Here is an 18,143-nt window from a genome sequence, read left to right as displayed (position 1 = left end):
CCACGCAATGTCAGCTAACCGGCAACGGCTTTGCTTTTATCCTGCTTAACAGGCGGTTTACCCGAGAAGAGAAATTTCAGAACCGGAATACGTAAATGGATTTCGTACAGTATCAGCGCAATTCCGACCACAAATAGCAGCCCACACAAAAAGCCCAGAATATTCGATGAGATATGCGGCGTGATATAGGCGCCGAAAAACAGCGTTAACGGATGGTGTACCAGGTAGATAAACAACGACGCGTTTACGAAATAGGTGACGCGGGCTGACTGGAAATTCAACAAGCGGTAGCCGAGTGAAAAGACAACGTTAACCATCCACAGGCCCATGACCATGGTTATCACATATTCGGTTTCGTACATCCAGGCATCGCCGTTTCCGTAACGCTGATTAAGCAGATAGGCGACGAACGCGGATCCTGCGGCTAACGTGCAGCCACGCGATGGCGTAGTAAACAGCGCTTTTAACCTGGGATTGATAAACGCCAGGGCGCCAAGCATAAAGAAAGGCACATAAAACAGCGTTTGCATGATGATGAAATTAAACATGCCGTCACTGAGAATAGAAGGATAGAGGATAAAAATTGTCCGTCTGATAACGGCATATCCCACGCCAAGCAACAAAAAAACTAGTGTTAGCTTAGTCATTGAAGCAGGTGCTGAGCTCGAGTCATCTGCGCTTGTCAGCCGTTTTTTCATTTGGCTGAATACCCACATGCTTACGGTCGTTAAAACGACAAGGACCAGTAAAAACCACAGATGTGAAATAAGCTCCCACGCAAGCGCGTTGTATTTATCGTACCCGCTGAGAGTATGCCAGCTGTCTGCTTTTCCCTTCACAAATTGCAGCATGATAAATTGCGGCAGCGTAAGCAACGGAATCGCGGTTAACATAGGGATCCCCACACGTTCAACACGTACTTTCCACCAGCGTTTTAATGGGTAACGCAAAAAAAGCATGTATGAAAAATAACCCGAAATAACGAAGAAAACCTGCATGCGAAACGCATGGATGAAGTCGTTAAAAAGGGTCAGCCACCACGATGGCTCTGCACTGTTCACATGCCAGGTATGTGTGGAGTAGATCAATGAGATATGAAAGGGAATACCCAACAACATCAGCCAGGCGCGGATGGAGTCAAGAAAGTATTCACGCGGTGGAGATACAGAGCTCATAGACAGTTACGTATTCTCAGACTTTTCGTCTTATCCCTAAGGCGAATAATGGTTACATTCGAGGCCAACCCTACACGAAGTCTTACAACCTGTCTCCAGGATAAGCACGCAAAGTGAAAACAGGCATACGAACCTGATTAAACCATGAGCCAGCGCGCGAACAATACAGGGATTCAGTTGTCGGATTACCCGATTATCCATTAAAATGGATCGGATCAATATAAGCACACAAAGGGGGAAGTGCTTACTAATTATGAAACATAAACTACAAATGATGAAAATGCGTTGGTTGGGTGCAGCAGTCATGTTAACGCTGTACACATCATCGAGCTGGGCATTCAGCATTGATGATGTTGCTAAACAAGCTCAATCCTTAGCCGATAAAGGCTATGAGGCGCCAAAAAGTAACTTGCCCTCCGTTTTCCGCGATATGAAATATGCGGATTATCAGCAGATCCAGTTTAATCGCGATAAAGCCTACTGGAGTAACCTTAAGACCCCATTTAAGCTCGAATTCTACCACCAGGGTATGTATTTCGACACGCCGGTCAGAATCAATGAAGTTACCGCCACAGCGGTAAAAAAAATCAAATACAGCCCGGATTATTTTAATTTTGGCGATGTCCAGCATGATAAAGACACGGTAAAAGATCTCGGTTTCGCCGGGTTCAAAGTGCTGTATCCGATCAACAGCAAAGATAAAAACGATGAAATCGTCAGCATGCTCGGTGCCAGCTATTTCCGCGTCCTGGGTGCAGGTCAGGTTTATGGCCTGTCTGCGCGAGGTCTCGCTATTGATACCGCTCTGCCTTCGGGCGAAGAGTTTCCCCGCTTTCGTGAGTTTTGGATCGAACGTCCAAAACCAACTGATAAACGTTTAACCATTTATGCCTTGCTGGACTCTCCGCGTGCGACCGGAGCGTATCGCTTTGTGATTATTCCTGGGCGTGACACGGTTGTGGATGTTCAGTCCAAAGTTTACCTGCGCGATAAAGTGGGCAAGCTGGGCGTAGCACCGCTAACCAGTATGTTCCTGTTCGGGCCGAACCAGCCGTCTCCGACGACTAACTATCGTCCGGAACTGCATGACTCTAACGGTTTGTCTATCCATGCTGGCAATGGCGAGTGGATTTGGCGTCCGCTGAATAACCCGAAACACCTCGCAGTGAGTAGCTTTGCGATGGAAAATCCGCAAGGATTCGGTCTGCTGCAGCGTGGTCGTCAGTTCTCCCGTTTTGAAGATATCGACGACCGCTACGACTTGCGTCCGAGCGCCTGGATCACACCAAAAGGCGACTGGGGTAAGGGTAAAATTGAGTTAGTTGAAATTCCAACCAACGATGAAACGAACGATAACATCGTTGCCTACTGGACGCCGGATCAACTGCCTGAAGCAGGCAAAGAGATGAACTTCAAGTACACCCTGACGTTCACTCGCGATGAAGATAAGCTTCATGCCCCGGAAAGTGCCTGGGTACAGCAGACTCGCCGCTCAACAGGTGATGTCAAACAGTCAAATCTTATTCGCCAGCCTGACGGCACCATTGCATTTGTGGTGGATTTCGCCGGTGCAGATATGAAAAAACTGCCTCAGGACACCCCTGTCACCGCGCAAACCAGCATTGGCGACAACGGTGAGATCGTTGAAAGCACAGTGCGTTATAACCCGGTCACTAAGGGTTGGCGTTTGATGCTGCGCGTGAAAGTGAAAGATGCGAAGAAACCCACTGAAATGCGTGCTGCGTTGGCCAATGCCGATCAGACGTTGAGTGAAACCTGGAGCTACCAGTTACCTGCCAATGAATAAGACAACTGAGTATATTGACGCAATGCCGCTTTCGGATACCGAGAAAGCGGCACTGCCGAAAACTGACATCCGCGCCGTTCATCAGGCGCTGGATGCCGAGCACCGTACTTACGCGCGCGAAGATGATTCACCGCAGGGGTCTGTTAAAGCTCGCCTTGAGCAAGCCTGGCCGGACTCTCTGGCCAAAGAGCAGTTGATTAAGGACGATGAAGGGCGTGACCAGTTGCAGGCCATGCCAAAGGCAACACGCACTTCGATGTTTCCCGACCCCTGGCGTACTAACCCGGTAGGCCGTTTTTGGGATCGTCTGCGTGGACGGGATGTGACACCGCGTTATCTTTCACGTCTGACGAAAGAAGAACAAGAGAATGAACAGAAATGGCGTACCGTTGGGACGATCCGCCGTTACATTCTGCTGATCTTAACATTGGCGCAAACGGTCGTTGCGACCTGGTATATGAAGACAATTCTTCCGTATCAGGGCTGGGCGTTCATTAATCCTGCAGACATGATGGGGCAGAACCTGTGGGTTTCCTTTATGCAGTTGCTGCCCTATGTGCTCCAGAGTGGGATACTTATTCTGTTTGCCGTCCTTTTCTGCTGGGTATCTGCGGGGTTCTGGACTGCTTTGATGGGCTTCCTGCAACTATTGATTGGGCGTGATAAGTACAGTATTTCAGCCTCAACGGTAGGGGATGAACCTCTTAATCCTGAGCATCGTACTGCGCTGATTATGCCTATCTGTAACGAGGACGTTGACCGTGTATTTGCGGGTCTGCGTGCCACGTGGGAGTCGGTTAAAGCCACGGGCAATGCCGAGCATTTCGATGTCTACATTCTGAGTGACAGCTACAACCCTGATATCTGCGTAGCGGAACAAAAAGCGTGGATGGAGTTGATTGCTGAAGTGCAGGGTGAAGGGCAGATTTTCTATCGCCGTCGTCGGCGTCGTGTGAAGCGTAAAAGCGGTAACATTGATGATTTCTGTCGTCGTTGGGGGAATCAGTACAGCTACATGGTGGTGCTGGATGCGGACTCGGTGATGAGTGGCGACTGCCTGACCGGCCTGGTGCGTCTAATGGAGGCGAATCCAAACGCCGGGATTATCCAGTCTTCGCCAAAAGCATCCGGGATGGACACGCTGTATGCGCGCTGCCAACAGTTTGCTACTCGCGTGTATGGCCCGCTGTTTACCGCAGGACTTCACTTCTGGCAGTTGGGTGAGTCGCACTACTGGGGTCACAACGCGATTATTCGCGTGAAGCCGTTTATCGAGCACTGTGCGCTTGCACCGTTACCGGGTGAAGGCTCGTTTGCAGGCTCGATTCTCTCCCATGACTTCGTGGAAGCTGCATTGATGCGTCGTGCAGGGTGGGGCGTGTGGATTGCTTACGATCTGCCGGGTTCTTATGAAGAGCTGCCACCGAACCTGCTGGATGAACTCAAGCGTGACCGACGCTGGTGTCACGGTAACCTGATGAACTTCCGTTTGTTCCTGGTTAAAGGGATGCACCCGGTTCACCGTGCGGTATTCCTGACCGGCGTCATGTCCTATCTGTCGGCTCCGCTGTGGTTTATGTTCCTCGCGCTCTCAACTGCACTGCAGGTGGTTCATGCGCTGACGGAACCACAATACTTCCTGCAACCGCGCCAACTGTTCCCGGTCTGGCCGCAGTGGCGTCCGGAGCTGGCGATCGCGCTGTTTGCCTCAACGATGGTGCTGTTATTCCTGCCGAAGCTGCTGAGTATTTTACTCATCTGGTGTAAAGGGACGAAAGAGTACGGCGGATTTATCCGTGTAACACTGTCATTGCTGCTGGAGGTTCTGTTCTCCGTGCTGCTGGCGCCGGTGCGTATGCTGTTCCACACGGTCTTCGTAGTGAGCGCATTTCTTGGCTGGGAAGTGGTCTGGAACTCACCGCAGCGCGATGACAACTCCACCCCGTGGGGCGAAGCGTTTATGCGTCACGGATCTCAATTGTTGCTGGGTCTGGTATGGGCTGTGGGTATGGCGTGGCTGGATCTGCGCTTCCTGTTCTGGCTGGCACCGATTGTCTTTTCGCTGATCCTGTCGCCGTTTGTTTCCGTGATATCCAGCCGTTCAACGGTGGGGTTACGAACTAAACGCTGGAAGCTTTTCCTGATCCCGGAAGAGTATTCTCCGCCTAAAGTGCTGGTGGATACTGACAATTATCTGGTGATGAATCGTAATCGTTCGCTGGATGACGGCTTTATGCATGCAGTGTTTAACCCGTCATTTAACGCGCTGGTAACGGCGATGGCCACCGCACGCCATCGTGCCAGTAATGTGCTTGAAATTGCACGAGACCGTCACGTGGAGCAAGCGCTGAACGAAACGCCGGAGAAACTGAATCGCGATCGCCGCCTTGTGCTGTTGAGCGATCCGGTGACCATGGCACGTTTGCATTATCGTGTCTGGAACTCACCGGACAGGTATTCTTCGTGGGTCAATTATTACCAGGGGATCACCCTGAACCCACTGGCGCTCAGGAAAAAATAAACGTTCTGACGTGAAAATACCGGCCCCGGGCCGGTATTTTTTTATACTGAATACAAAAGGTCATGAGGTATCAGGTGCGAATACTGGTTGTTGGAATAATGGTCTTACTCCTGAGCGGATGTGGCAGCATTATTAGCCGGACGATCCCGGGGCAGGGGCACGGCAATCAATACTATCCTGGCGTCCAGTGGGATGTCCGGGACTCGGCGTGGCGTTACGTCACCATCCTCGACCTGCCATTTTCGCTGGTGTTTGATACGCTGCTGCTGCCACTCGATATCCACCATGGGCCTTATGAGTAATTATCGCTCATCCCATTCATCTGCTGCTGTCTGACCTTCTTCTGTATCAAGGGGCGGTTCAAGCTGGAATTCCCCCTCATCCCATTCGTGGAGGGTATTTTCTTCCTGCCATTCCTGGCGAATTTCAATCTCATCATAATCGCCATCAAAAACGCTTTGCGCCGCTTCGCCGCTCAGCATTGGCAGACATTCGCCACCTTCGTCATCTTCGTCGGCGAAAAATTCGGCCTGCCACATGATGTCGCCGTCCTGTAGTACGTATTTTTGTACGTTCAGTTGCTGAACACTGGCTTCGTCAGGTTCAAGATCGGGGTTATCAGCCAGAAACTCTTCACGGGCTGCATCAATGGCTTCTTCCAGCGTGGCATACATAGTCATCAGAGTCTCCCTTTGATTTAATGAGGTATTCAGGGAAATAATAGTTGATTCTCTGATATAGCAAGTATTAATGCGTAAAAATCATCCTGGGACCTGAGCATCTCGGCGGCGGCGCAGACTGTTCCACGAATAGATAGCGTTGAATAATACGATGCCCGCAGTCACACAGAAAACGGCACGGAAACCATAGTTTGCCGATATGGCGGCCCCCATCAGTGGCCCTGTCACGTTGCCAATATCCCGAAATGACTGGTTATAGCTGAATATTCGCCCGGCTATCTGGTTAGTTGAGTTATAGACCAGCAGGGTTTGTACGGCAGGTAGCAGAGCACCGTCGGCAGCGCCGAGTAAAAAGCGCAGAACGCCAAGCTGCCACGGCGTCTGTACTAATGACATTGGGATCAGTAGCAGCACTGAAATAACCAATGCGACAATCAGGATTTTCTCCGGGCCAATTCTGTCGCCTAACTTGCCGAGCCTGGGTGCACTAAGCAGGGCCGCCACGCCAGGAACTGAGGCAATCATCCCGCTGATAAAGGCGATGTTGCTGACGTTACCGGCAAGTTCGCGTACATACAACGTCAGAATAGGTGCAATAGAGCCAGTCGCTACCTGAATGATCAACGTCGTGACAAACAGGCTCAATACCAGCTTAGGATTCTTTAATGAAGCGACGACCTCCCGCATATGCAGTATTTCTTTCTTACTCACCGGCCGGAAATTCTCACGGATAAAAAATAACGTCAGAATAAAACAAAGCAGCAGTACGCTGGCGGTAATGAAGAAAACTGGACGCAGCCCAAAATGGTCGGCGAGTAACCCGCCAGCCAGTGGGCCAAGCAGGGCGCCACTGACGCCCCCGGTGGAAAGTGTACCCAGCGCCCAACCGCTTTTATTGCGCGGAACCTGCGTGGCGATCAGGGCATTGGCGTTGGGAATGAATCCCCCCAGAAGTCCGAGCAGGGCGCGCAGGACAAGGAACTGCCAGATATTTTGCGCCAGCCCCATTAACAGCATCACGATCGCCATGCCCAGCGCTGAACGCAATAGCATTATTTTTCTGCCCTTTCTGTCAGCAAGCCCCCCCAGAAAGGTGAGGCGATAGCAGAAAAGAGAAAAGTGATGCTAAAGACCAGGCCTGACCACATATTTAAGGCGCTATGACCCGTCACGCCCAGATTTTCGACATAGAGCGGTAAGAAGGGCATGACCAGGCTAAATGCCGCGCCGGTCAGGAAACAACCCAGCCAGGCAACAGTGAGATTGCGTTTCCAGTTTATGGGGACATCAGAGGGTGACATAGCGATCCGCAGTGTGGCGCGCTGTTTGCGCTATTGTTTGAATATTAAGTAAGCAGGCTAATTATGCGCCTGGTTTATAGGCGCTGCAATGCGGATAGCAGTTAAACCTAAAGAGGTTATCTGAGGTGTTGCAGCCCGGCGGGCTGCAAGGCGTCTCAGTAAAGGGAAGGGGCACCTTCAGGACGTGTTTTAAAGCGACGGTGTAGCCACATATATTGCTCCGGTGCCATCATGATGCACTTCTCAACAATTGTATTCATCCAGGCAGCAGTGGTCTCTGCGTCGTCCAGAGGTGGGGAACATTCCGGAGGCAGCATAATCAGTTGGTACCCTTTGCCGTCGGGTTTACGGCGGGGAACAAACGGTACCAGACATGCATTGGACAGACGTGAAAGCATCCAGGTCCCGGAGGTCGTTGCGGCTTGTTCAACGGCAAACAGAGGAACAAATACGCTGGATCGCGGACCGTAGTCATGATCCGGCGCATACCAGACCACTTCACCTTTTTTCAGCGCTTTGATCATCCCTTTCAGGTCTTTGCGATCGAGCATTGATTTATTGGAGCGCATACGCCCCCAGGTTTGTAGCCAGTCGAGAAGCGGGTTGTCATTGGGGCGATAAACGCCGATCCCGGGTTCCTGTAAGCCAAACTGACGAGCACCTAGCTCAAGCGTCAGAAAGTGCAGTCCGACAAGCAGGATCCCTCGCTTCTGCGCCTGAACGTCACGGATATGTTCCATTCCGATAACTTCAGTCCAGCGTGAAATTCGGCGATCGGACCAAAACCAGGCCATTCCGGTTTCTATCACGCCCATACCTACAGATTCGAAGTTTTTTACCACCATCTGCTGGCGTTCCTGTTCACTCATCTGCGGGAAGCACAGCTCAAGATTCCGGGAAACAATCTTTGCCCGACGCTTCATTACACGTAATGCCAGGTGACCTAATGCACAGCCTAACTTATAGAGGAGCGGATAGGGTAACTGCACGATCAACCAAAGGATACCAATACCTGCCCAGGTTAACCAATAACGTGGATGCAATAATGCAGTCGAGAACTTGGGTAAATTCGTCATGTCTATCCTGTCTTTAAACGACCAATTCCCTGTATTGTCGCATTTTTTCGCGCGTATCAAAAATTTGTGACGCAGGAACGGTCATTAAATCATCATTTGTTGTTGTGTTTTTATCGTGAAGTATGAAATGTAGCGTAAAATGTGTGGATGTAAATTGGCGATGTTTGCTTTATGATGCCGGCCGATTTTCAATTTTTACTTCCTGCAGGATACGTACACCATGCCAGTGTTACACAACCGCATTTCGAATGACGCGCTCAAAGCCAGGATGCTGGCAGAGTCTGAGCCGCGAACGACAATCTCGTTCTATAAATACTTCAATATCGTCGAGCCTCAGCACACGCGTGATGCGCTGTACCAGATGTTCACCGCGTTAAATGTCTTCGGACGGGTTTATCTTGCGCATGAAGGGATTAACGCACAAATCAGCGTGCCGCAAAGTAATGTTGAGAGATTCCGCGATCAACTTTACGCTTTTGATCCTGCATTTGCCGGACTTCGTCTGAATATTGCACTGGATGATGACGGAAAATCATTCTGGGTACTGCGCATGAAGGTCCGTGATCGAATTGTGGCTGATGGTATCGATGATCCTGGCTTTGACGCCAGCAATGTTGGTGATTACCTGAAAGCTGCAGAAGTGAACGCCATGCTCGACGATCCAGACGCGGTATTTATTGATATGCGCAACCACTATGAATACGAGGTTGGCCACTTCGATAATGCGCTGGAAATTCCTGCAGACACTTTCCGCGATCAACTGCCGAAAGCCGTCGAAATGATGCAGGAACATAAAGATAAAAAAATAGTGATGTACTGCACAGGTGGAATTCGTTGTGAGAAGGCCAGTGCCTGGATGAAACACAACGGATTCAGCAAAGTATGGCACATTGAGGGTGGCATTATTGAATATGCGCGTAGAGCGCGTGAGCAGGGGCTACCCGTGCGTTTTATCGGCAAAAATTTTGTATTTGATGAACGTATGGGAGAGCGAATCTCTGAAGATGTGATCGCGCATTGTCATCAATGTGGTGTGGCATGCGACAGCCATACTAATTGTAAAAATGATGGCTGCCATTTGCTGTTTATTCAGTGCCCGGCATGTGCAGGCAAGTATAAAGGCTGCTGCAGCGAACTGTGCTGTGAAGAAAGTGAATTGCCAGAAGAAGAACAACGCCGCCGTCGTGCTGGTCGCGAAAATGGCAATAAAATCTTCAATAAATCTCGTGGTCGCCTGAATACGAAACTGGGTATTCCGGATCCAGCGTCATAACATTGTGCCGGATAAGACGCGCGAACAATTACTTCTGCTGTACGCCTTCCACCGAAATGATTAAATCGACTTCCTGCGAAGCAGGGCCGAGATCGGTGGTGATGTTGAAATCTTTCAGCTTAATTTTTCCTTGTGCTTCAAAACCTGCGCGCGTACCACCCCACGGATCGCCACCTTGCCCTGTCAGCTTCGCATCCAGCGTTACCGGTTTGGTCACGCCGTTAAGGGTCAGATTCCCGGTGATATCAAGCTCGTTACCCTCTTTCTTCACGCTGGTAGAGGTGAAGGTCGCCTGTGGAAATTTAGCGACATTGAGGAAATCTGCGCTTCGCAGGTGTTTATCACGTTCAGCGTGATTGGTGTCAACGCTGTTGGTGTTAATGGTGACATTTACTTTATCGGCGGCAGGATTTTTCTCGTCGAAGGTAAACGAGCCATCGAAGTCTTTAAATGTGCCGTACAGCCAGCTGTATCCCAGATGCTGAATACGGAAATTAACAAAGGCATGTTGTCCCTCTTTGTCGATTTTGTAATCTGCCGCGATTGCAGAACCGGTGGTGAATAACAGAGAGGTGAGGGCGAGCCCCAGCAGGCTTTTCTTCATTTTATGCTCCAGAGTCAGATGACGATCTTCCCAACATGCGATTAAGGGTATCGTCGTTATCGATAAAGTGATGTTTCAAGGCCATCAGGCCATGCAGAAGGGATAAAACCACTACGCTCCAGGCCAGCCAAAGATGCAGACTACCGGCAAGATCGGCCTGTGCTCCCGCGTTAGCGAGCGTGGCGGGAATTTCAAACCAGCCAAAAACACTGATAGCTTTACCGTCAGCGGTAGAAATCAGATAACCGCTGATCACAATAGAAAACAGCAGGATATATAACGCGAGGTGGCCCAGTGCCGCAGCGAGGCGAGTTAAACGGGAATAGCTTTTCAGCGCCGGGGGCGGAGGGGAGAAAATCCGCCAGGCAATGCGGATGACCAACCCCATCATGAGCAGTACACCGATGCTTTTATGCAGTTCCGGGGCCTGGTGGTACCAGCCATCGTAATAGCTGAGTGTTACCATCCATAAACCCAAACCAAACATGCCATACACGGCAATAGCAATCACCCAGTGTAATGTCGCAGATACGACGCCATAGCGCTGTGGACTATTATTGAATTGCATAAACACACCGATAGATATTACAGGAGTGAATGAAAATGGCGTGAAAAAGACATTAATGCAACTAATAAATAACAATGGTGATGATATTTATTTTTAATTCAATAAATTTGATTTATTTACAAGGTAAACATCAGCGGATTAGTGTGAGTGGGCAGATTATGGCTTAATTTAAGGGTGTTTGTTGGTTTGTTTGTTATTCAGTTTATTGCAATGAAAATTAAGAAATTCTAAATTTTTGTCAATTACTGTCAGTATTCTTTGGTCAGAAAAACATAATGTATATAACGTCCATAATGGCCAGCAGTGACCATAAAATAATGTAGAGCATAAAATGCTCGCGAATATTATTAACCAGGTAATGAAAGATGCGACGCATCAAAAGTATTCCTTAAATAGAAATGGCCTCACAGAGAGGCCATTTAGTGATTATTGTTTAAAACGGGTAAGTTTGAACGGGGACAGGTCAAAGGCTGACGGTTTGTCCTGGGCGAAATCCGCAGCGATCTCCCCCAACACGGAGGCAAATTTGAAGCCATGACCGCTCAACCCGGTAATGATTAGCGTATTGTCATGCTCTGGCAGCGTATCGATAATAAAGTCTTCGTCCGGAGAGTTATCGTAAGTGCAGGACGCACCATGCAGGCAACATCCAACACCGGGCAGAATAGTACGCAGGAATGGGAAAGCTTCGGAACCATCGCTGGCAACTGCGGCAAACGGTTTACGCTCTTCGGCGGAATGGATGATCTGCCCGCCGTTATGTTTACCAATCTTCAGCTCGTCATTTTCAGCCGGGAAACCGTAATACTGATCGCCATTCGGCAACTCACCGGTAAATGCCGGGAATTTGTTTTTAATGCTGTAGCGCCCGTCTGCCTGGTACCATGCAAACACTTTGCGCACCGGTTGTATTGGCAGTTCGGGCACCAGTGCCTGAACCCAGGTTCCGGTGCTAATCAGCGCTTTTTTAGCATGGTAGTCTCCGTCCGCTGTTTCAACCGTGACGCCATCATCATGATGATGAATTGCGGTGACAGGACATTTAAATAGCTGTGCACAGCCTGCTTCCTCAGCCAGACGGATCCAGGTTTTAATGGCTAGCTCACTGCGTAAAAAACCTGACTCTGCTTCAAACAAGCCAATATAGTTTTCAGGTACACGGATTTCGGGCCAGCGCGCCATAATCGCGGCTGCGTCCAGTTGCTCAACGTTTAGCTGCCACTGTTTTGCGCTTTGCGCCACGTTAGATAAGAAGGTTGAATCTGCCGGGCCGAGGTTGATAACACCTGAACGGACAAACACGGGTTCTTCATTTTGCGTGGAGAGTTCATCCCACAATGTCTGCGCACGCAGTACCAGCGGAACGTATTTTTCGCCTTCGCCATACGCATGACGAATTAATCGTGTGTCGCCGTGGTGGCTGCCCTGTTGATGTGGTGGCATATGTGCATCGATCATCAGAACATTCAGACCGGCGCGAGTGGCATAGTATCCAGCTGCGGCACCCACGGAACCGCTGCCAATAATGATTAAGTCGTATTTCATCCGCTTCTCTCTGCAATCGCGATAGTTGCAGGGTAAATAAATGACCAGCATTATTCAACCAGGAAATAAGAAAGGCACCGTTAAGGTGCCTTTTGATGGTTGGGTGCATCAGATTTAATGACGCTGATACTCATTCACCTGGTAATCGCCTGATTCAATTTTGGCGATTCCTGCTTCTAATATCGAAATAAATTGCCTGGCAACATCAGTGGTTAACCAGAGCGTTTGACCAACTTCAGTCCCATCCGGGTCCGGACGATTCGGGGTCTGGTAGTGCAAACGCAGCATCAGCGCATCATAGCTATCAACGGTGCTGATGTCCCATCCTACAAGCGGATGAGTCTGAATGACTTCATTATTCTTTTCCATCATGCCCCCTAATTCGTGTTACTAGACAACGGTTTTCGAGGTTCAATGCGTTTTTTCTGAAGCAACTTCAGTATATCAATAAATATGGGTATTCACTGGAAATTTAAAGAGGGAGACGCATAAATTTTATGTTTTAAGTGTTATCCGAACAATAAATCGGCACCTTATTCATATTTTTTTGGCATGTTATGCAGTTATTTTGATGCTCAGGCTAAAAGATAATCAGTTGCGTAAATAAACGTTACCCGTTTTGGTAGCAGGATTACGCTATTGATTAAAAGGCAATGTGTGTAAAAAAGCCGGGGCGACCCGGCAAATAAACATCACTGCATATCATTTATTATTCATTGATGAACCAGTCATCTGCGCTTTCCCATGTTTCCTGCAGGATCTCGCTGATGCGTTCTTTGTCCTCTTTGGTCGCGCCAATGACCGCCAGATTGTTTGCGGTGGCATAACGAACGGTGACATTACCTTCGTTATCCGGGAAATGATGGTTAATACGGCGGGAGAGTTCACCTGCCAGGGCGTCAATCGCACCGGCAGGCAAAGGTGAAGTTTTAGCAATAGTGACTTCAATACGCATAATAGCCCCCTGTTGAATATACTGGTTATTTATACAGTTAACTTCAGTAATTGACAACAGTTGGCTATATTTTTTTTATCTTTTTACAGACCAGCGTACCGTTTCTCCGCCGAGGAAGGGGACCAGTGTGTCATCTTCAAGCGCGATGCTCTCCGGTACCTGCTGTTCAATTCTAACCAGTTCAATAAAGGTTTCGTTAACCGGCAGTCCGTAGAATCGAGGGCCATTAAGCGAGCAGAAGGCTTCAAAATGGGCCAGAGCATTCATCTCTTCGAATACGGTGGCATAACTGCCCAGCGCGGTCGGTGCGTTAAAACAACCCGCGCAGCCGCAACTGGACTCTTTGCGATGACGTGCATGTGGTGCCGAGTCAGTGCCAAGGAATGCGCGGGTAAAACCGCTGGCGACCAGTTCACGCAGCGCCTGCTGGTGGATGTTACGCTTGAGGATCGGTAAGCAATACAGATGCGGGCGAATTCCGCCTACCAGCATATGGTTGCGGTTAAACATTAAATGCTGTGGCGTTATCGTTGCTGCGAGGAATTCATTCCCGTCACGCACGTACTCTGCTGCATCTTTGGTGGTGATATGTTCAAACACGACTTTCTGCGCGGTCAGGCGCTGACGCAATGGCTCCATCACAGTTTCAATAAAGCGCGCTTCGCGATCAAAAATATCGATGTCCGCATGGGTCACTTCGCCATGTACCAGCAATGGCATGCCGAGTTTTTCCATCCGCTCCAGCACTGGCATGATGGCATCAATAGATGTCACGCCGTGTGTGGAGTTGGTGGTGGCATTCGCCGGATAGAGTTTGGCTGCAGTGAATACACCTTCTTTGAATCCGCGCTCCAGCTCATTGGGATCCAGCGTATCCGTTAAGTAGCAGGTCATTAATGGGGTGAAATCGTGACCGGCAGGCACCGCGTCAAGAATGCGCTGACGGTACGCGATAGCGGCGTCAACCGTAGTGACAGGCGGTGCCAGGTTGGGCATGACAATCGCGCGCCCATAAATTTCACTGGTATAGGGCACGACAGTTTTTAACATGTCGCCATCGCGAAAGTGAAGATGCCAGTCGTCTGGGCGGCGGATCTTTAAAACCTGGGATGGTGCAGTCATCAATATGCTCCGGCTGAGGATAGTCATTTTTGCCGGAAACAAAGGATAAGCGGAAACGTTTTCGTTTGCACGAAAAAAAGGGTGCTGATGCACCCTCATTTTTATTAATCAGTAAACGGAATGATTATTTCTCCCGGTTTCACCTCAATACCTTTGGCCAGCTTTTTCGCCAGCGCTTCGCCGTTACTGCTATCTTCTCGCAGGATATAAGCCGGTTGCTGATTGAAATAATTCCGCAGCGACTGGTTTAAATAAGGCATCAGGGTTTGCAGAACCGATTGCATTTTTTCCGGTGTGACGGTTGCATCAACAACTTCCATCTCTTGCAGATAGATAGCGCCTTTTTCTTTGTTGAAGACCGGCAATGCTTTTAACTTCAGCTTCATGGTCGCTTTCTGACTGCCAAACAGGGAGTTCATATCCAGATTGGCATCCCCGGTCAGGGTCACTTTATTCGGCTCTTCACGACCGATCTGACTGGCGAGATTGCTCAGAACAATATGTGCTTCAGCAACACCGGGCAAGCCAATGTCTTTAGAAAAGTTATTGTGTTTCGCCAGCGCCTGATTAATTTCTTGCTCGCTAACCGTGTATTGCGTGAGTTGATTACAACCAACCAACAGGCCGCCGACAATTAGTGCAGCGGCAAAAAAAAACTTTTTCATGGGGTTCCTCAACATGATGCTTGTGGCGTAATCGTGACACAAAGCAGCATCTAGTACCAGCACGCCGGACACCAGCAGAAAAAACTGAAAATGTGTCCATGCGGCTGGCTAAATATCAGGCACCTGGCTCCAGCATACCGCGTGATGTGCGTTTGTGGCTGAACTGCCAGCCCAGAGCCAGAAAAGTGATAAGGCCGATAACCCCGAGCATCATCCATGGCAGTTCGGGTTGCGACAACGCTTTGCCCATGTCAAACAACCAGCCGCCGCCGATGTAACCTATTGCGCCGCCGATAGCTAATCCCAGCCGACTAAAGCCCATGTAACTCCCCCGTGCCCGCGCATTCGCCAGCGATGCGCTGAGCGTTTCCCGCGCTGGTTCCGCAATAATGGAACCGATATAGAACGTACAGATCAGAGTGAAAAGCTGCTGTAAATTACCGACCAGACCAATGGGCATCATACTGAGAGACATCACCAACAAACCGGCCATCAGGCGGTGTTCCAGGCGAAAACGCTTTTCACTCCAGCGAGCAATCGGGTAGAGCAGCGTTAAGGAGAGGCATGCTTCAATGGCATACATCCATTTCACGGCGGACGGTGAACCCGCAATATCGTTAACCATAATCGGTAGCATCAGCATGACCTGCACCGCCAGCATGTAATAACCCGCTAATGTCAGGACATAGGTGACAAATCGCTTGTCATGCATCACGTGACTCATCCCTTCGCGTACCGGAATTTTCACCGTCGACAGTTTCCACGCGGGGAGAAGCCAGGCATTAAAGGCAGCGCACAGGACAAACAAAATCGCGCCCGTGGCGCATACCAGTCGGAAGTCGTACTGTAGCAGCCAGCTTCCGAGTAACGCACCAACGACCGCGCCGGCACTATCCTGCATCATCAGGATAGAGAAGAAACGCCCACGTTTTTCCGGGCGGATCAGTTTGACCACCAGCGCGGAGCGGGGAGGATCGAACAGTGTGCCGCCTAATCCGGAGAGAAAACAGGAAAACCACAGCAGCCAGGGTTCATGGGCAATACCCATAGTGGCGAATCCGGCGGCGCGCATCAGCATGCCGGTGACAATCATCGGTTTTGCACCAAAACGGTCTGCAATCGCTCCGCCAAAAATACCCAGCCCTTGCTGAATAAATTGGCGTAATCCAAGCGCAATACCAACCATTACGGCAGCCCAGCCCATTTGGTCGACGAAACGAATAGAGATCAACGGGAATACGACGAAGAAACCCAGTACGACCAACATATTATCGATGAGCAGGAAATATTTACCCAGGTTCCTCGCCTGCGAAACTTGCGACATTTCCCCTCCAGGGAAAAACTCGTCACTCTGATTAGAGTTTAAAAGATAAGCACCTCCTATTCTGCGGTGTCGTCTGATCTTTTCCCACCCCTGGGGAAACAATATTTTTTTATCAAAAGCCAGTCTTGATAGAGAGTTTTCATCAAAATGTGTGAATAATTCAAAAAATGATGTTTTGCTCTTTTCACAGGGTGTATTTGCACAGGTATAGTATCGCAAATAGCGTATTGAAGACGTTACGGGAAGGAGTAGGTATAGAATGTTTGGCTATCGCAGTAACGTGCCAAAAGTGCGCTTAACCACGGACCGCCTGGTCGTGCGTTTAGTGCATGAGCGTGATGCCTGGCGTCTGGCAGATTATTACGCAGAAAATCGTCATTTCTTAAAACCCTGGGAACCTGTTCGCGATGAAAGCCATTGTTATCCTTCTGGCTGGCAGGCGCGTCTGAGTATGATCTCTGAATTTCATAAACAAGGGTCTGCTTATTATTTTGCGTTGCTCGATCCAGAAGAGAAAGAGATCATCGGCGTCGCGAACTTCTCTAACGTCGTGCGTGGATCTTTTCATGCATGTTATCTCGGTTATTCCATTGCGCAGAAGTGGCAGGGACAGGGGCTGATGTATGAAGCCTTAACCGCGGCCATTCGTTATATGCAGCGCTCACAGCATATTCACCGCATTATGGCGAATTACATGCCACATAATAAACGTAGCGGCGATTTGCTGGCGCGGCTTGGTTTTGAAAAAGAAGGGTATGCAAAAGACTACCTGCTGATTGACGGGCAGTGGCGCGATCACGTGCTAACGGCGTTGACAACATCAGAATGGACCCCGGGTCGCTAAGTTTCAGCTGTATTGGCTGATTAATGGAGAAGACGATGAAATACGAATTAACCGCCACCGAAGCCCGCGTGATTGGCTGTCTGCTGGAAAAGCAGGTAACAACGCCAGAACAGTATCCGCTCTCCGTGAATGGCGTTGTGACCGCCTGCAATCAAAAAACCAATCGTGAACCGGTGATGAACCTGTCGGAATCGGAAGTGCAGGACCAACTGGATAACCTGGTTAAACGGCATTTTCTGCGTACTGTAAGCGGGTTTGGTAATCGCGTAACCAAATACGAGCAACGCTTTTGTAACTCAGAGTTTGGCAATCTGAAGCTCAGTGCAGGAGAAGTGGCGTTAATTACGACGTTATTATTGCGCGGCGCACAAACGCCCGGAGAGTTGCGTAGTCGAGCATCCCGTATGTATGAATTCAGTGACATGGCAGAAGTTGAATCGACTCTGGAGACACTGGCCACCCGTGAAGATGGTCCTTATGTTGTCCGTCTGGCACGTGAACCCGGTAAGCGCGAAAGCCGTTATATGCACCTGTTTTGCGGTGAAGTTGATGAGCCGATCGCAACGGCAGATGAATCTCCGGCTGCTTCTGGTGGTTTGCAGGCGCGCGTCGAGGCGCTGGAAACTGAAGTGGCAGAGCTAAAACAGCGGCTCGATTCGCTACTGGCGCATCTGGGAGACTAA

At 49.6% G+C, this 18,143-nt stretch carries 18 protein-coding genes and 1 pseudogene; 6 read left to right on the top strand and 13 right to left on the bottom strand.

Going from position 1 to position 18,143, the window contains the following annotated elements:
• Positions 1 to 14: 14 nt before the first annotated feature.
• Entirely contained in the window at positions 15 to 1,175 is a 1,161-nt protein-coding gene (mdoC, locus tag OGX98_RS10365; RefSeq protein ID WP_200011903.1) for a glucans biosynthesis protein MdoC, read from the bottom strand.
• A gap of 271 nt (positions 1,176 to 1,446) precedes the next feature.
• Here mdoC and mdoG point away from each other — a divergent pair, with 271 nt between their 5' ends.
• The 3 genes from mdoG to OGX98_RS10350 all read left to right on the top strand — a co-directional run bounded on the left by mdoG (position 1,447) and on the right by OGX98_RS10350 (position 5,805).
• Positions 1,447 to 2,982, top strand: a complete 1,536-nt coding sequence (mdoG, locus tag OGX98_RS10360; protein ID WP_136345533.1) for a glucans biosynthesis protein MdoG — start codon at positions 1,447 to 1,449, stop codon at positions 2,980 to 2,982.
• Positions 2,975 to 5,503: a glucans biosynthesis glucosyltransferase MdoH gene (gene mdoH, locus OGX98_RS10355; RefSeq protein ID WP_286595241.1), complete on the top strand. Its 2,529-nt coding sequence runs from the start codon at positions 2,975 to 2,977 to the stop codon at positions 5,501 to 5,503. Before mdoG ends, mdoH begins: the two co-directional genes overlap by 8 nt.
• Positions 5,504 to 5,577: 74 nt before the next feature.
• Positions 5,578 to 5,805: a YceK/YidQ family lipoprotein gene (locus OGX98_RS10350; RefSeq protein WP_045449561.1), complete on the top strand. Its 228-nt coding sequence runs from the start codon at positions 5,578 to 5,580 to the stop codon at positions 5,803 to 5,805.
• On the opposite strand, the gene OGX98_RS10345 is transcribed toward OGX98_RS10350, so the two are convergent.
• The 3 genes and pseudogenes from OGX98_RS10345 to OGX98_RS10335 all read right to left on the bottom strand — a co-directional run bounded on the left by OGX98_RS10345 (position 5,806) and on the right by OGX98_RS10335 (position 8,560).
• Positions 5,806 to 6,183 (bottom strand): MysB family protein, encoded by a 378-nt coding sequence (locus OGX98_RS10345; RefSeq protein WP_048221668.1) that lies wholly within the window; start codon positions 6,181 to 6,183, stop codon positions 5,806 to 5,808.
• 81 nt (positions 6,184 to 6,264) lie between these two features.
• Positions 6,265 to 7,484, bottom strand: a pseudogene (gene mdtG, locus OGX98_RS10340) (multidrug efflux MFS transporter MdtG).
• A gap of 155 nt (positions 7,485 to 7,639) precedes the next feature.
• The gene (locus OGX98_RS10335; RefSeq protein WP_045441601.1) at positions 7,640 to 8,560 is read right to left on the bottom strand and encodes a Kdo(2)-lipid IV(A) acyltransferase; all 921 of its coding nucleotides are present in this window, start codon (positions 8,558 to 8,560) and stop codon (positions 7,640 to 7,642) included.
• A 220-nt stretch (positions 8,561 to 8,780) separates the two neighbouring features.
• On the opposite strand from OGX98_RS10335, the gene trhO reads away from it, so the two are divergent.
• Positions 8,781 to 9,833 carry an oxygen-dependent tRNA uridine(34) hydroxylase TrhO gene (gene trhO, locus OGX98_RS10330; RefSeq protein WP_286595240.1) on the top strand — a complete coding sequence of 351 codons (1,053 nt, stop codon included), beginning with the start codon at positions 8,781 to 8,783 and terminating at the stop codon, positions 9,831 to 9,833.
• 28 nt (positions 9,834 to 9,861) lie between these two features.
• Here trhO and OGX98_RS10325 read toward each other — a convergent pair whose 3' ends face one another.
• The 9 genes from OGX98_RS10325 to mdtH form a co-directional block, all read right to left on the bottom strand.
• Positions 9,862 to 10,437, bottom strand: coding sequence for a YceI family protein (locus OGX98_RS10325; RefSeq protein ID WP_048221667.1), 576 nt, complete (start codon positions 10,435 to 10,437; stop codon positions 9,862 to 9,864).
• A gap of 1 nt (position 10,438) precedes the next feature.
• Positions 10,439 to 11,005, bottom strand: a complete 567-nt coding sequence (locus tag OGX98_RS10320; RefSeq protein WP_048221666.1) for a cytochrome b — start codon at positions 11,003 to 11,005, stop codon at positions 10,439 to 10,441.
• Between the two features lie 262 nt (positions 11,006 to 11,267).
• The gene (locus OGX98_RS10315; RefSeq protein WP_003846814.1) at positions 11,268 to 11,381 is read right to left on the bottom strand and encodes a YceO family protein; all 114 of its coding nucleotides are present in this window, start codon (positions 11,379 to 11,381) and stop codon (positions 11,268 to 11,270) included.
• Positions 11,382 to 11,431: 50 nt separating this feature from the next.
• Entirely contained in the window at positions 11,432 to 12,550 is a 1,119-nt protein-coding gene (solA, locus tag OGX98_RS10310) for an N-methyl-L-tryptophan oxidase (RefSeq protein WP_045441622.1), read from the bottom strand.
• 114 nt (positions 12,551 to 12,664) lie between these two features.
• Positions 12,665 to 12,919: a biofilm formation regulator BssS gene (gene bssS / locus OGX98_RS10305; RefSeq protein WP_003036154.1), complete on the bottom strand. Its 255-nt coding sequence runs from the start codon at positions 12,917 to 12,919 to the stop codon at positions 12,665 to 12,667.
• Between the two features lie 340 nt (positions 12,920 to 13,259).
• Entirely contained in the window at positions 13,260 to 13,505 is a 246-nt protein-coding gene (gene dinI / locus OGX98_RS10300; RefSeq protein WP_048221665.1) for a DNA damage-inducible protein I, read from the bottom strand.
• Between the two features lie 75 nt (positions 13,506 to 13,580).
• Entirely contained in the window at positions 13,581 to 14,627 is a 1,047-nt protein-coding gene (gene pyrC, locus OGX98_RS10295) for a dihydroorotase (protein WP_286595238.1), read from the bottom strand.
• Between the two features lie 104 nt (positions 14,628 to 14,731).
• Positions 14,732 to 15,292, bottom strand: a complete 561-nt coding sequence (locus OGX98_RS10290; protein WP_045441634.1) for a lipoprotein — start codon at positions 15,290 to 15,292, stop codon at positions 14,732 to 14,734.
• A 115-nt stretch (positions 15,293 to 15,407) separates the two neighbouring features.
• Positions 15,408 to 16,616: a multidrug efflux MFS transporter MdtH gene (mdtH, locus tag OGX98_RS10285; RefSeq protein WP_045441637.1), complete on the bottom strand. Its 1,209-nt coding sequence runs from the start codon at positions 16,614 to 16,616 to the stop codon at positions 15,408 to 15,410.
• Between the two features lie 259 nt (positions 16,617 to 16,875).
• Here mdtH and rimJ point away from each other — a divergent pair, with 259 nt between their 5' ends.
• Positions 16,876 to 17,460 (top strand): ribosomal protein S5-alanine N-acetyltransferase, encoded by a 585-nt coding sequence (rimJ, locus tag OGX98_RS10280; RefSeq protein WP_045441640.1) that lies wholly within the window; start codon positions 16,876 to 16,878, stop codon positions 17,458 to 17,460.
• Positions 17,461 to 17,495: 35 nt separating this feature from the next.
• Positions 17,496 to 18,143 (top strand): YceH family protein, encoded by a 648-nt coding sequence (locus OGX98_RS10275; protein ID WP_200011897.1) that lies wholly within the window; start codon positions 17,496 to 17,498, stop codon positions 18,141 to 18,143.

The sequence above is a fragment of the Citrobacter sp. Cm046 genome, from assembly GCF_030333065.1.
GTDB classification, from domain to species: Bacteria; Pseudomonadota; Gammaproteobacteria; order Enterobacterales; family Enterobacteriaceae; genus Citrobacter; species Citrobacter murliniae.
Note: the sequence above shows the minus strand (reverse complement) of the source record. Positions and strands in the feature narration are given on the sequence as shown.

What these genes read in the sequence shown, in the direction of transcription:
- mdoC (WP_200011903.1), bottom strand. Translation starts at nt 1,175, where the DNA reads ATGAGCTCTGTATCTCCACCGCGTGAATACTTTCTTGACTCCATCCGC.
- trhO (WP_286595240.1), top strand. Translation starts at nt 8,781, where the DNA reads ATGCCAGTGTTACACAACCGCATTTCGAATGACGCGCTCAAAGCCAGG.
- rimJ (WP_045441640.1), top strand. Translation starts at nt 16,876, where the DNA reads ATGTTTGGCTATCGCAGTAACGTGCCAAAAGTGCGCTTAACCACGGAC.
- OGX98_RS10345 (WP_048221668.1), bottom strand. Translation starts at nt 6,183, where the DNA reads ATGACTATGTATGCCACGCTGGAAGAAGCCATTGATGCAGCCCGTGAA.
- OGX98_RS10320 (WP_048221666.1), bottom strand. Translation starts at nt 11,005, where the DNA reads ATGCAATTCAATAATAGTCCACAGCGCTATGGCGTCGTATCTGCGACA.
- OGX98_RS10325 (WP_048221667.1), bottom strand. Translation starts at nt 10,437, where the DNA reads ATGAAGAAAAGCCTGCTGGGGCTCGCCCTCACCTCTCTGTTATTCACC.
- dinI (WP_048221665.1), bottom strand. Translation starts at nt 13,505, where the DNA reads ATGCGTATTGAAGTCACTATTGCTAAAACTTCACCTTTGCCTGCCGGT.
- bssS (WP_003036154.1), bottom strand. Translation starts at nt 12,919, where the DNA reads ATGGAAAAGAATAATGAAGTCATTCAGACTCATCCGCTTGTAGGATGG.
- OGX98_RS10335 (WP_045441601.1), bottom strand. Translation starts at nt 8,560, where the DNA reads ATGACGAATTTACCCAAGTTCTCGACTGCATTATTGCATCCACGTTAT.
- pyrC (WP_286595238.1), bottom strand. Translation starts at nt 14,627, where the DNA reads ATGACTGCACCATCCCAGGTTTTAAAGATCCGCCGCCCAGACGACTGG.
- mdoH (WP_286595241.1), top strand. Translation starts at nt 2,975, where the DNA reads ATGAATAAGACAACTGAGTATATTGACGCAATGCCGCTTTCGGATACC.
- OGX98_RS10290 (WP_045441634.1), bottom strand. Translation starts at nt 15,292, where the DNA reads ATGAAAAAGTTTTTTTTTGCCGCTGCACTAATTGTCGGCGGCCTGTTG.
- OGX98_RS10275 (WP_200011897.1), top strand. Translation starts at nt 17,496, where the DNA reads ATGAAATACGAATTAACCGCCACCGAAGCCCGCGTGATTGGCTGTCTG.
- mdoG (WP_136345533.1), top strand. Translation starts at nt 1,447, where the DNA reads ATGATGAAAATGCGTTGGTTGGGTGCAGCAGTCATGTTAACGCTGTAC.
- OGX98_RS10315 (WP_003846814.1), bottom strand. Translation starts at nt 11,381, where the DNA reads ATGCGTCGCATCTTTCATTACCTGGTTAATAATATTCGCGAGCATTTT.
- mdtH (WP_045441637.1), bottom strand. Translation starts at nt 16,616, where the DNA reads ATGTCGCAAGTTTCGCAGGCGAGGAACCTGGGTAAATATTTCCTGCTC.
- solA (WP_045441622.1), bottom strand. Translation starts at nt 12,550, where the DNA reads ATGAAATACGACTTAATCATTATTGGCAGCGGTTCCGTGGGTGCCGCA.